Annotated in this window: 9 protein-coding genes and 1 pseudogene; 5 read left to right on the forward strand and 5 right to left on the reverse strand. The window is 65.4% G+C overall.

Annotated elements, in window-relative coordinates:
- Both ASG62_RS11440 and ASG62_RS11445 read right to left on the reverse strand, forming a co-directional pair.
- A partial coding sequence (locus tag ASG62_RS11440) for an ISL3 family transposase (protein WP_057180398.1) occupies positions 1–1505 on the reverse strand: 1505 nt, incomplete at its 3' end.
- A gap of 205 nt (positions 1506–1710) precedes the next feature.
- Positions 1711–1881, reverse strand: a pseudogene (locus ASG62_RS11445) (transposase); the annotation flags it as partial.
- Positions 1882–2356: 475 nt separating this feature from the next.
- On the opposite strand from ASG62_RS11445, the gene ASG62_RS27190 reads away from it, so the two are divergent.
- From ASG62_RS27190 to ASG62_RS11465, 4 genes are all read left to right on the forward strand, one after another.
- Entirely contained in the window at positions 2357–2500 is a 144-nt protein-coding gene (locus ASG62_RS27190) for a hypothetical protein (RefSeq protein WP_056690962.1), read from the forward strand.
- A 222-nt stretch (positions 2501–2722) separates the two neighbouring features.
- Entirely contained in the window at positions 2723–3703 is a 981-nt protein-coding gene (locus ASG62_RS11455; protein WP_056690959.1) for a DUF3991 and toprim domain-containing protein, read from the forward strand.
- A 145-nt stretch (positions 3704–3848) separates the two neighbouring features.
- Positions 3849–4457, forward strand: coding sequence for a DUF1419 domain-containing protein (locus ASG62_RS11460; RefSeq protein WP_056690956.1), 609 nt, complete (start codon positions 3849–3851; stop codon positions 4455–4457).
- Positions 4458–4591: 134 nt separating this feature from the next.
- A complete protein-coding gene (locus ASG62_RS11465; RefSeq protein WP_056690953.1) occupies positions 4592–9706 on the forward strand; it encodes an N-6 DNA methylase in 5115 nt (1704 codons plus the stop codon).
- A gap of 18 nt (positions 9707–9724) precedes the next feature.
- On the opposite strand, the gene ASG62_RS11470 is transcribed toward ASG62_RS11465, so the two are convergent.
- From ASG62_RS11470 to ASG62_RS11480, 3 genes are all read right to left on the reverse strand, one after another.
- Positions 9725–10150 (reverse strand): type II toxin-antitoxin system MqsA family antitoxin, encoded by a 426-nt coding sequence (locus ASG62_RS11470; protein WP_244487489.1) that lies wholly within the window; start codon positions 10148–10150, stop codon positions 9725–9727.
- The gene (locus ASG62_RS11475) at positions 10147–10380 is read right to left on the reverse strand and encodes a type II toxin-antitoxin system MqsR family toxin (RefSeq protein WP_244487488.1); all 234 of its coding nucleotides are present in this window, start codon (positions 10378–10380) and stop codon (positions 10147–10149) included. The genes ASG62_RS11470 and ASG62_RS11475 overlap by 4 nt, the downstream gene beginning before the upstream one ends.
- Positions 10381–10673: 293 nt before the next feature.
- Positions 10674–10970, reverse strand: coding sequence for a hypothetical protein (locus ASG62_RS11480; protein WP_056690943.1), 297 nt, complete (start codon positions 10968–10970; stop codon positions 10674–10676).
- A 378-nt stretch (positions 10971–11348) separates the two neighbouring features.
- On the opposite strand from ASG62_RS11480, the gene ASG62_RS11485 reads away from it, so the two are divergent.
- Positions 11349–13103: a ParB/RepB/Spo0J family partition protein gene (locus tag ASG62_RS11485; protein WP_056690941.1), complete on the forward strand. Its 1755-nt coding sequence runs from the start codon at positions 11349–11351 to the stop codon at positions 13101–13103.
- Positions 13104–13164: the final 61 nt, after the last annotated feature.

The raw sequence follows: 13164 nt of genomic DNA on the forward strand, positions 1-13164 counted from the left end.
CCGTACATCTGGCGCTTGACGAGCTTCAGGCGGTTGACATGCCCTTCGGTCTGGCCGTTCGACCAGGGCTCGGTGACGGCAGCGCGCACGGCGGCGAGATCCCTGGCGATGCCGCGGGCGAAGGACGCGATCAGGCTGGGTTTTGCGTCGCAGAGCCACGGATCGAGGTCAGCCTCGGCCTTGCGCTGGATGATGGACTGGAAGCGGTCGACCAGGGTTCGCGCTTCGGCCAGGGCTGGCGCGCCTTCCTCGATCGCGGCGACTGTGAGAGTCTCGGCCTTCGTGAGATGGTCGCGCTTCAGCGTCATGAGATGGGCGAYGGTACGGGCAGACGGTGGTCTGCGAAGCKCAGCGCTCGTCATGCGTTCCGACCGGCGTCGGCGCGTTGCCCAYTCTCGAACGACGCGTTCTGAACCACTGAAGCCGAGCGCTCGCAGGCGACGCCAGAGTTCTGCGCCGTTACGACAGCCTGCCCCCCACTGCGCGTCGAGAAACGGCAAATGCGGGTCGAGCGAGCCCTGTCGAGTACGGAACATATCCGTGCGCTGGCCTCGCACGATCAGGCGCACCAGCTTGCGGCTGCGGCCCGTTCGACGGACGATCTCCTTGATCGAGGCRCCGTTGGCTACCAACTCCGCGACRATGGCGTTCGTTTCCTCGCGCCGAAGGTAGCCTTCGTACTGGAGATGTTCGGCATAGGTGAGGAGCTTGGGATCCACGACCGTTGCGCCGAGGGCGGTGCGGATCGGCTTCATCGACTTCGATACCGCTTCGAGGAAGCTGCCGCTGGCGTTCTCCATCAGGTGCCAGCGATCAGCGACCTGGATCGCATCGGGCAGTGCCCGCGCTGCCGYTTCTCCGTAGCCGCCACCTCGGTCCCGCGAGACCATGCGAATGCCGGGATGGGTGGCAAGCCACGCTGCGACAGTCGCAATCTCGCGGTCGGGCAGTAGCTTCACGATCCGACGGCGTTCCAGATCGCAGACGATCGTGCCGTAGCGRTGGTTGCGGCGGAAGGCCCAGTCGTCGATGCCTATAATGCGAAGGGGCTCGGCTCGTGCTTGAGCCCGACGTCGCACGACGCGCAGCAGCGTATCGTTGCTGACTGGCAGCATGAGCCGTGCGGCGAAGACAGCGCCGGGTCTTCCGCCAAGGGCGAGACCGAGGTGATGGACGATCCCGTCCATGCGTCCGGTGCGGCGCGAGCGCTCCGGTGCCGCCGCCCCGAAGCGCTCGGCAAAGATCTGTCGCCGACAACCCCGTTCGTCACATCGGAACCGCCGCGTCGCCAACCGAAGCTGGACCGCATGTCCGCCAAGGGGCAGATCAGCGACGCGCCGATGGTAGCGGCTGTGAACCCGATGCGAGAGACCATCGCAAGACGGGCATGCTGCCGATGACGCTCGCGCCGAGGCGGTGACGATCAAGACGCCGTCCGCGAGTTCCTGATGATCGACGGCGAGTCCGGCTGGAACAACGGTTGAGAGCGAAAGGCGGCACGACATGGCAGCGATCTCCAACGTAAATCGCCATTTCCGCCGCCAAACTGCATCAGTTGTGAGTCAGACCCAAACAACGGTTGAGAGCGAAAGGCGGCACGACATGGCAGCGATCTCCAACGTAAATCGCCATTTCCGCCGCCAAACTGCATCAGTTGTGAGTCAGACCCCCTTTTGCACGCCGATCCGGGGTCCCGTTCCAACGCCGTTTGACATCGTGGGGCATCGCGCGCCAGACCACGCCGAAGCGCAGGCCGTTGAACGCCTCGCGCAGGGTGTGCTCGCGCTGGCCAGCATCCTCGCGCAACAAGGTCAGGTAGGGGGCGACCAGCGCCCATTCTTCGTCGCTGACATCAGACGGGTAGGCAGGGCGGGACGGCATCCCGCCAGAACTGGCGCACACATGGGTCCGTAACAGCCTCTAGGCAAGCCAACGAATGTCCATTCATTTCATCGGATCGCTCAAGCGCGGCGGTCCGGGATCGCCAACCGACGAAGCTTATATTCCCGGCTCCGCCTCCTGAACGGACGTCCGCTTAGCCCGACAGGCGCTTGAAAGCGGCCAAACTGTCATCCACCATTCTTCGACATTGGTGTGACGTGAACGAACGACGGCTTTCAGGATCGCCGATCGGCCGGACTAACGACCGATATGGGCGCTCTGCTGCCGTGATGGCGCCGCCGGATCGCCGTAGTCGTTCACGTATGGATTTTGTCGCGTAAACGGTTGTTTGTGCGATTAATGCGTGACAGTTAATAGCTGCGGCAGGCTCGCAGCACTGCGAAAGCGGCTTTGCGCACGCTACAAACGTGACAAGTCAATCAAGTTTTCCCTTGAAGGGCTCCCACTTTCCCGAATGACAACTCATATCCTCATGCTGCCGGTCACACTGTTCCGGATCGACGGCGAGTTCGCCGTCCTGCCGAGCGACGAGCTCGACAGCGCCGATGTCGAGACGCTCGTCGAGTACGATCCCTTCGACTTCGGCCCGGCTCATTGAGCCGGGTCCGCCCTTCCGGGCGCGTGCCGCCGGCGTTCGGACGGCCGCAAGGGAGACTTCGCCGCGGGCCGGACCGGGCCGGGCGGTTCCCGCCAGCCTTGCCTGCCCACGCCCTTGCCCCCGTCCGCTCGCCGCGGCGGGGAGAAGCGGTTTCCGCAATTCTGCGGAAAGGATAGGCTGACAAGAAAGGGGACCGGGCTTGAAGAGCACCGGGAAGTGGACATGGAGAAAAGGGATATCGAAGATCTGCGCGGCCGGGTGGCCTGCGCCGCCGTGCTGGAGAAGGCCGGCTTCGCCATCGATGTGAAGGAAAGCACCCGACGCGCGGTCAAGCATCGGCGCGGATGCGAGATCGTCATCGTCATCCATGACGGGCGCGGCTGGTTCGACCCACTCTCCGACGCCAAGGGCGACCTGTTCTCGCTGGTCATGCATCTCGACGGCGTCGACTTTGCAGAGGCCGTGACGCGGATCGCTGACCTTATCGGCTTCGTTGCGAGCGACCCGGCCTGGAAGCGCCAGTCCCGTACGAGCGATCTGGAGGCCAATGTTCCCGACCGCTGGACGACGCGGCGCAAGCCGTGGACCGGATCGGCCACCTGGCGCTACCTCTCAGAGGTACGGTTTCTCCCGGATGCGATTATCGGCGCCGCGCTCGGCCAGGACGTCCTTCGCGAAGGACCCGCGGGTTCCATGTGGGCGGCGCATACCGACGCGGCGGGCGCCGTGACCGGCTGGGAGGAGCGGGGTCCCGACTGGCGCGGCTTTGCCAGCGGTGGCGCCAAGACGCTCTTTAGGCTCGGCCCAGCGGATGCCGAACGCTTCTGCGTCACGGAGGCGGCGATCGACGCGATGAGCCTGGCGGCGATCGAGGGCTTGCGTGAGGGCACGCTCTATCTCAGCACCGGCGGCGGCTGGTCGCCGGCGACGGAGGCAGCGATCGGCGAACTTGTCGTGCGGGCCGGCGTGCAGCTCGTGGCCGCGACGGATGCCAATAGCCAAGGCGAGACCTTCGCCACCCGCTGCCAGGACATCGCTGAGGCTGCGCATTGCGGCTGGCTGCGATTGCGGCCCTCGGCGGAAGACTGGAACGCGGTGCTTAAGATCAGGGTGATGGAGCGGCGGGAAAGACGGGAGGAAGGGCAAGGCAGAAGGGGAGGGGAAACTCGGCTGCCGCATGCCCGTCGGCCGCGTCAAGGGTGAAGCTTCGCCCGGCTGCGCCGGCCCTTGACCCGACCGGACGGAATGGCGGCCGCGGGGGAGGGGTCCGGAAGGGCTGAAGAGGGATAAGCGATCAGGTGGATCGCTTGGCGCTTGCAGCCCGGACAGGCCGAAGGAGCCGCCCCCGATGCAAAGCCCATCTTCCCGTTCCATCAAGATCTTCCATGGCGTTGCGACGCGCCATGAGATGTACCGCCTGTTCGACCGCCATGCCCAGGACCCGGATACGGAACGCCGTCACTCGGGCGCGCTGCACGCCGGCGAATGGTTCGAGATCGGCGAGGCCGAACACGACCATATGTTCGAGATCCTGCCCCCGCTCTGGATGCGCGGCGACATGTTCGCCATGCGGGAGTTCCTGGTCGGCAACGTCACCAGCGTCTTCTTCACTCTGAGCGTCGACGGCCGCATTCGCTGGTTCCACGGATATTGCGACCTTTCCGACCGAGCCTCGCCGGATCGTATGAAGACCGTCATCGTCGAGCGCGAGACGAGGCCGGTCCGGGCGATGACGCGCGAGGAGCGCCTCGAGCATATCTGGAGCGCCACGCATGACGACTATCGCGGCTATGCCGGCGCGCGGTGGCCGCAGGTGCTGCGCGGAACGCGCACCCTTCTGCTCTATGGCGGCCGCGAGGGCAGTTTCCTCAAGCGTCTCGGTGATCTGACCGAGGCTGAGATCGCCGCCAAGCTACCGGTGCAACTCCGGCATCTACCCGACGCTGTCGCTGCGTGACTCGGTTGCCGTCGCAGTCTCTTCTCCCGCCGGTCTCCGTCCGCCGAACCTGAACCAACCCGTCATCACACGTCGTCGCCTGCCGGTCTCTCCGGTGGAACGACGATGCGCGCCTTCATTCCAGGAGATATTCCATGTCACACGACGATCCCTTCACGCTCGATCTCTTCGGCAGCTCGTCCCTGTCTTCCGGCTTCGATCTTGGCGTCACCGCCTTCGCGCCGGGTCCGGATTTAGCGTCCGACGACGACGATCCGCCACCCGCCACGCCGAGCGCGGCACTCACGCTCCCGGTAAGCCGCCGGACGACGGTTGCCGTCTCACGGGAGCGCGGCGAGAACTTCCACCTCGATGGCGTGCGGGGCCTTGCCCGCTCCTGGAAGGCGCGTGCCCGCGATGCGCTGGCCGCCATACGGCTTGCCGCCGGGATCGAGGGCGCGGCGCGCCCGGCCACCCGAGCGGAACAGGAGAAGCTGATCCGGTTCACCGGGTTCGGCGCCTCGGAGCTTGCGACCCGCATCTTCCGCCGCCCCTGCGAGGATACTTTCGCCAAGGGGTGGGAGGAACTCGGCGCGGAGCTGGAGACGGCCGTCTCGGCCGCGGACTACGCCTCGCTTGTCCGCTGCACGCAGTATGCCCACTTCACGCCGGAGTTCATCGTCCGCGCAATATGGGCCGGGCTCTGGCGGCTGGGATGGCGGGGAGGGCGGGTGCTGGAGCCGGGGATCGGCACGGGCCTGTTTCCGGCTCTGATGCCGCAGGTGCTGCGGTCGGTCAGCCACGTCACCGGCGTCGAGCTCGATCCGGTAACGGTGCGGATCGCCCGGCTTCTCCAGCCCCGCGCCCGCATCCTCGCGGCCGACTTCGCGCGCATCGACCTGCCAGCGACGTTCGATCTCGCGATCGGCAACCCACCCTTCTCGGATCGCACGGTCCGCAGCGACCCGGCCTTCCGCACGCTCGGTCTCCGGCTGCACGACTATTTCATCGTAAAGGCGATCGACCGCCTGAAGCCGGGCGGGCTTGCCGCCTTCGTCACTTCGAGCGGTACGATGGACAAGGCGGATGCGCGCGCCCGCGCGGCGATCGCCGGGCAGGCTGATCTCGTCGGCGCGATCCGCCTGCCCGAGGGCGCGTTCCGGGCGGATGCCGGCACGGATGTCGTGCTGGACATCCTGTTCTTCCGCAAGCGCCGGGAAGGTGAGACCGCCGGCAACGATGCCTGGCTCGATCTCGCCGAGGTCCGCCCCGCATCGGACGAGGAGGGCGCGATCCGCGTGAACCGCTGGTTTGCGCGGCATCCGGATTTCGTGCTTGGCGACCACGCGCTGACGTCGGGACCATTTGGCGAGACCTACACCTGCCAGCCCCGACCGAATGTCGATCTGGCAACCGCTCTCGACGCCGCCATCCTCTCCCTTCCGGACGCTCTTTACGACGGCGAACCCGAACCGATCGATCAGGGCGAAGACGCTGACGTCACCGAGCCCGTCCGTGTCGGCACGGTCGCCGAAGGCGCGACGATCCGCGAGGGCAGCTATCTCGTTGATGTCCGGCACGGCCTGATGCAGATCGTGGACGCCATTCCCGTCGCGGTTCCCACGCGCCGGGGCCGAAGCGGCGACGGCCTGCCGGAAAAGCATGTCCGGATCGTCCAGAAGCTGATCCCGATCCGCGACGCCGTGCGCGAGGTGCTGAAGGCGCAGGAGATGGACCGGCCATGGCGCGACGCGCAGGTCCGTCTTCGTATTGCCTGGAGCGCGTTCGTGCGAACCTTCGGCCCGATCAACCTGACGGTGGTCTCGAGCCACGAGGACGCCGAGACCGGCGAGGTGCGCGAGACGCACCGCCAGCCGAACCTCGCTCCTTTCCGCGACGATCCCGACTGCTGGCTGGTCGCCTCGATCGAGGACTACGACCTCGAGACGAACACGGCAAAGCCCGGACCGATCTTCACCGAGCGGGTGATCGCGCCGCCCGCGCCGCCGGTCATCGCGTCCGCGGCCGATGCGCTTGCCGTGGTGCTGAACGAACGCGGCCATGTCGATCCCGACCATATCGCCGAACTGCTGCATCGACCCGTCGAGGATGTGATCGCGGACCTCGGGAATGCCATCTTCCGCAACCCGTCTGACGGATCCTGGCAGACGGCCGACGCCTATCTCTCTGGACCGGTCCGCGATAGGCTGAAGGCTGCGGAAGCGGCCGCGGCGCTCGATCCAGTCTATGAGCGCAACGTGACTGCCCTCGAGGCCGTGCAGCCTGCGGATCTTCGGCCCTCGGACATCACCGCGCGTCTCGGCGCGCCGTGGATCCCGGCCGCCGATGTCGTCGCCTTCGTCGCCGAGACGATGGGCGCCGATATTCGCATCCACCACATGCCGGAACTTGCGTCCTGGACGGTCGAGGCGCGGCAGCTCGGTTACAGCGCCGCCGGCACGTCCGAATGGGGCACCGACCGCCGACATGCCGGCCAGCTTCTCTCCGACGCGCTGAACTCATCCGTCCCGCAGATCTTCGACATCGTGAAGGACGGCGAAAGCGAGAAGCGGGTGCTGAACGTCGTCGACACGGAGGCGGCGAAGGAGAAGCTCTCGAAGATCAAGACCGCGTTCCAGTCCTGGGTCTGGTCCGATCCCGATCGCACCGACCGGCTGGCCCGGATCTACAACGATCGCTTCAACAATATCGCGCCGCGCGTCTTCGACGGATCGCATCTGCAGATGCCCGGCGTCAGCGGCGCCTTCCAGCTCTACGGCCATCAGAAGCGCGGCATCTGGCGGATCGTGTCGGCGGGCTCGGCCTATCTGGCGCACGCCGTCGGCGCGGGAAAGACGATGACGATGGCCGCCGCCATCATGGAGCAGCGAAGGCTCGGCCTCATCGCCAAGGCGATGCTGGTCGTGCCCGGCCATTGCCTGGCACAGGTCGCCCGCGAGTTCCTGGCGCTCTATCCGAACGCCCGTATCCTCGTTGCCGACGAGACGAATTTTACGAAGGACAAACGGGCGCGGTTCCTCAGCCGGGCCGCGACCGCCACCTGGGATGCGATCGTCATCACCCATTCGGCCTTCCGCTTCATCGCCGTTCCCTCCGCCTTCGAGCAACAGATGATCCAGGACGAGCTTGAGCTCTATGAAAGCCTGATGGCGAAGATCGACAACGAGGACCGCGTCTCGCGCAAACGCCTGGAACGCCTGAAGGAAGGGTTGAAGGAGCGTCTGACCGATCTCGCCACGCGCAAGGACGATCTACTGACCATCGGTGAGATCGGCGTTGACCAGATCGTCGTCGACGAGGCACAGGAGTTTCGGAAGCTCTCCTTCGCGACCAACATGTCGACGCTGAAGGGCGTCGATCCCGGCGGCTCGCAGCGCGCCTGGGACCTGTTCGTCAAATCGCGCTTCGTGGAGACGAAGAATCCCGGCCGGGCGCTGGTGCTCGCCTCCGGCACGCCGATCACCAACACGCTCGGCGAGATGTTCACGGCCCAGAGGCTGATGGACGGGCAGGCGCTCGCCGCGCGCGGCCTGCACGAGTTCGACGCCTGGGCGAGCACGTTCGGCGACACCGCGACGGAACTGGAATTGCAGCCGTCCGGCAAGTACAAGCCCGTCACCCGCTTCAGCCAGTTCGTCAACGTGCCCGAGCTGATCGCCATGTTCCGCTCCTTCGCCGACGTGGTGATGCCGGCGGACCTGCGCCAGTATGTGAAGGTGCCTGCGGTCTCGACAGGTAGCCGTCGGATCGTCACGGCGCAGGCGACACCGGCGTTTCGCGATCACCAGCGCCGGCTCGATGCCCGAATCACCGCTATCGAGGAGCGCGACCGACCGCCGCAACCCGGCGACGATATCCTGCTCTCCGTCATCACCGACGGGCGCCATGCGGCCATCGACCTGCGTCTGGTCGATTCCGACCACGACAATGAGCCGGACAACAAGCTGAACCTGCTCGTTGCCAACACCCTGCGCATCTGGAGGGAAACGGCGGACAACGACTATCTCCGCGCCGACGGCAAGCCCTACGACCTGCCCGGCGCTGCGCAGATGATCTTCTCCGACCTCGGCACGCTCGGCGTCGAGAAGAGCCGGGGCTTCTCCGCCTATCGCTGGATCAGAGACGAGCTCGTCCGCCTCGGCATTCCGGCCGCAGAGATCGCGTTCATGCGGGACTACAAGAAATCCGAGGCCAAGCAGCGGCTGTTCGGTGACGTCAGGGCCGGGAAGGTGCGCGTGCTGATCGGGTCGTCGGAGACGATGGGCACCGGCGTCAACGCGCAACTTCGGCTGAAGGCGCTGCATCATCTCGACGTGCCGTGGCTGCCCTCGCAGATCGAGCAACGGGAGGGTCGCATCATCCGCCAGGGCAACCAGCATGAGGAGATCGACATTTTCGCTTATGCGACGCTCGGATCGATGGATGCGCAGATGTGGCAGAACAACGAGCGGAAGGCCCGCTTCATCGCCGCAGCCTTGTCCGGCGACACGTCGATCCGGCGGCTTGAGGACATGGGCGAGGGGCAGGCCGGCCAGTTCGCCATGGCCAAGGCCATTGCGTCCGGCGACGAACGATTGATGCAGAAAGCCGGGCTGGAAGCCGAGATCGCCCGCCTCGAACGGCTGCGGGTCGCCCATGATGACGACCAGTTCGCCATCCGCCGCCAGATCCGCGATGCGGAACGCGACATCGTACACGCGACCCGGCGCATCGCCGAGATCGGCGAGGATCTCGAGCGGCTGGTTCCAACTGCGGGCGATGCCTTCGCGATGTCCGTCGCCGGCAAGTGCTATACCGAGCGCAAATTTGCCGGACGGGCGCTGATGAAGGAGATCCTAACGCTCGTCCAGCTTCAGGAGGAGCACGCGAGCGTCATCGCGTCGATCGGCGGCTTCGACCTCGTCTTCTCCGGCGAGCGGCTCGGGCGCGACGGCTATCTCTACAAGACGGCGCTACGGCGCACCGGCGGCGACCACGAGGTCGGTCTCGACATCACGATCACGCCGCTTAGTGCGATCTCGCGGCTGGAGCATGCCCTAGCGAACCTCGAGGGCGAACGTGAGGGCCATCGATCCCGGCTTGGCGAGGCCGGGCGGCGGCTGGCATCCTACAGGACCCGCGTTGGCGAGGTATTCGCTTATTCGGCGGAACTGAAGATCAATCGGGAGCAACTTGCCGAGATCAAGACATCGCTGGCCACCGATGTCGATGGGGCGGCCGATGGAAAGCGCTTGCAGCATAGGCCGTAAGCAAGATTGTCTCCCTGCTCAGCGCAATTCCTCCATCAGCTCCGGATGCCGGTCGAGAATGCGGATCAACTGGCTGGTTGGGCCGCTCGGCTCGACCAGGCCGCGCTCGTATTTGTCGAAGGCATTTTCCCCAACTCTCAGCAGGTTGCCCGCTTCCCGCTGCGATAGCTTCAGCTTGGTGCGCACGCGCCGGATCGTCGCCGGCGACGGCAGGCCTTCTATCCGCTCTTTCAGGGAGCGCAAGGCTGCATCGACGACGGCCATGTCATCGCCGACATGGACGCCGTCGTCGCCTTCCGCCGGATAATAACCCGGCAGTGTGACGGTGACGGTCTCACCCTTGTAGGTGACGACGAAGGGCCGCACTGCACGATGCAGGGTCTCACCTGTCTCCGGCGAGACCATCGTCTCCGGCAAAGCCTGTTTTACAGCAACCATGATCATTTCTCCTTGAACGACATGACCGTGAACTCCGTGACGACATCGGCTTGGAACTTTACGTACAGAACCATGCCGCGCGCCGGGACATGATAGACGTCCTGCCAGACGCGATGATCGGCAAACGTTGTCATCGACTTGTAGAACATGCGCCGATCCATGCCGGCGATCGTTTCGACAATGCCGCCTCGATCGAAGCCCAGCGCCAAGGCATCCCGCAGGGCCGACGTCGTCATCGCCAGCGTGGCGACCGATCCGAGCGCCAGTTTTATCGCTTCGTGATCATAAGTGGACGCTGTTTTTCCATGATAAAGCTATGCCACCATAAAGGGGGCAAGGCAAGATAATTCCAAGGTAGAGCCGGAAGACGAAAAGAGAACGAAACATTGCTTACAAACCGTCTTCGCCGCCGCTGATGCGGACGCTTGGGAACCTTTGAACGTGGAGTTCCGGTGCAACGCTGAAGGTTCCAACCGTCTCGGAATCTCGGCCAATTTCTTGAACAGAGGGCGTGTCGGAAATCCCGGGTCTACTCCGCTGCAAGCGCGAGATCGTTCGGCGGAGTGCTTTCGATCCGCGCAAGCGACGCCCTGATCTCCAGCCAGTTCGGCCCGGTGTAGCGCTCCGCCCACACCCTGGCTTCCTGATGGGTTTCGAAGGCCAGCACCTCGTCGTGTCGTGCGGCATACCGCGACAAAGCCTTCGCGAAGTTGATCGGTTCTGGATCGTCCAATCGGGCGCTTGCCCCTACGATGTAGCTGTCCGAACTCCACCACACGAGCGGTGGCAGTTCCTTCGGGAGTTCGACAAGGAGCAATGGTTTCATCGGGATCCTTCGCAACTCCGGCCGATCGATAGAAATTCTGGAGTAATATGTTTCGTTCGGGAAGCCTTGTGTCTCGGCGCCCGGAATGTCCTTCCGAGGTAGGCGGAAGCGTTGAGGGGCCAGAAGAAAAGAAGGAGGGAGCGAAACCTCCTCGCAGACCGGCTTCGCCGCCGCCGCTGACGCTCAACCCTCGTCCTCGCGATCCCGGCCCGTCGTCCGGCGCAGGGTTTTGGCCCTGCTGGTCCGGCCGGGCAGGGATGCTCGGTCTTCAGGTTGCGGCAGCGCGTGCCGCCCTACGGTTCGGGGGATGTCTTCGAGAAGAAGACGAGGAAGGGCCGCCAGAGGGCGGTCCGGAAACCCCGGACAGGAGAGCAAGTCATGCATCTGATAAAGGTCGATCCGCGCGCGCTGAAGGAAAACCCCGATCGCGCCCGTCAGACGAAATCCAACCAGCAGGCCGATGCGCTGATGCTGGCGACCATCAAGGCCGTCGGCATCGTGCAGCCGCCGCTGATTTCGCTGGAAACCGGCGGCGGCAACGGCTACATCATCGATGCCGGTCACCGGCGCGTCAGGATGGCGATTGCCGCGGGCCTCGACGAGATCGAGGTCCTCGTCGCCGAGGCTGCCAACGACAACGGCGCGATGCGCTCGATGGTGGAGAACATCGCCCGCGAGCCGCTGAACCCGGTTGACCAGTGGCGGGCGATCGAACGGCTGGTCGCGCTCGGCTGGACCGAGGAGGCGATCGGCGTGGCGCTGGGCTTCCCGGTGCGCCAGATCCGCAAGCTGCGGCTTCTTGCCAACGTGTTGCCCGCCATGCTCGACCAGATGGCCAAGGGTGACATGCCGGACGAGCGGCAGCTTCGAACGATCGCCGCGGCCTCGCGCGAGGAGCAGGTGGAGGTCTGGAAGAAGCATAAGCCGAAGAAGGACGATCCCCAGGTGACTTGGTGGAGCGTGGCTCAAGGGCTGACGAAGACGCGCATGCTGGCGAAGGATGCCAGCTTCGACGAGGATCTCGCCAAGGCCTACGGTATCGTGTGGCAGGAAGACCTGTTCGCGCCTGCCGATCAGGACAGCCGGTACACGACCGACGTCGAGGCCTTCCTCGGCGCACAGAACGAGTGGATGGCGAACCATCTGCCCAAGCGCGGCACGATCGCCGAGACGACGCAATGGGGCGAGGTGAAGCTGCCGCCCAAGGCCGAGCGCGTCTACGGCAAGCCCACGAAGTCCGATCACAGCGCCTGGTATCTCGACCGTGACGGCAAGGTCCAGTCGGTTGCCTACCGTATGCCCGAGCCGAAGGTGCCGAAGGGCAAGGCGGCGAAGGCCGACGACCATGCTTCGAACGACGAGCCCGTCGTGACGACGAAGCCGCGATCCGACGTGACGCAGAACGGCCGCAGCATGATCGGGGACTTCCAGACCGATGCGCTGCACGAGGCATTGGCCCGCGCGCCGATCGAGGACGACACGCTGATGGCGCTCCTGGTGTTGGCGTTCACGGGCCTGAACGTCTCGGTCCAGTCGGGCTCCGGCGCCATGAGCTATGGCGGCAAGCGCTTCGCCCGCCATGCGGTGCTGCTGATCGGGGAGGACGGCACGCTCGCCTTCGATCCCGACACGTTGCGCATTGCTGTGCGGTCGATGCTGATCGACGTGCTCTCGGCCCGCGTGAACCAGACGAACAGTGGGATCGTCGCGCAGATCGCCGGCGATGCGATCGGTGCGGGTACGTTCCTGCCGAACATGGGGACCGAAGCCTTCCTGTCGTGCCTGTCGCGTGGCGCGCTCGAAGGCGCATGCAAGGACACGCCCGTCCTGCCGCGTGCCCGCGTCCGCGACACGCGCGCGGCTCTGGTGGAGCATTTCGGGGAGGCGTCGTTCGTCCACCCGTCCGCGCTCTTCGTGCCGGACGCGGAGGCGCTGGCCGACTGGATGGCGCGAAACCGTGCGGCGGACGACGGGGAGCACAGGGCGGAGAACGATGCCGACGAACTCTCAAACGATCCGGCCGACTTCGACGGCGGCGACGCTGCGGACGACGCCAGCATCGTCACCGACGACGAACGGGATGGCACGGCGGCATCCGACGAAGGCGAGGCCTTCCGGGAAGCCGCCGAGTAGGCGCGCGTTTCCTTCTTCTTCTTTCCGAACGAATAACCGCCGCCGGCCGCAAGCCGGCGGC

The organism is Aureimonas sp. Leaf427 (assembly GCF_001425485.1).
In the GTDB taxonomy this organism is placed as follows: domain Bacteria; phylum Pseudomonadota; class Alphaproteobacteria; order Rhizobiales; family Rhizobiaceae; genus Plantimonas.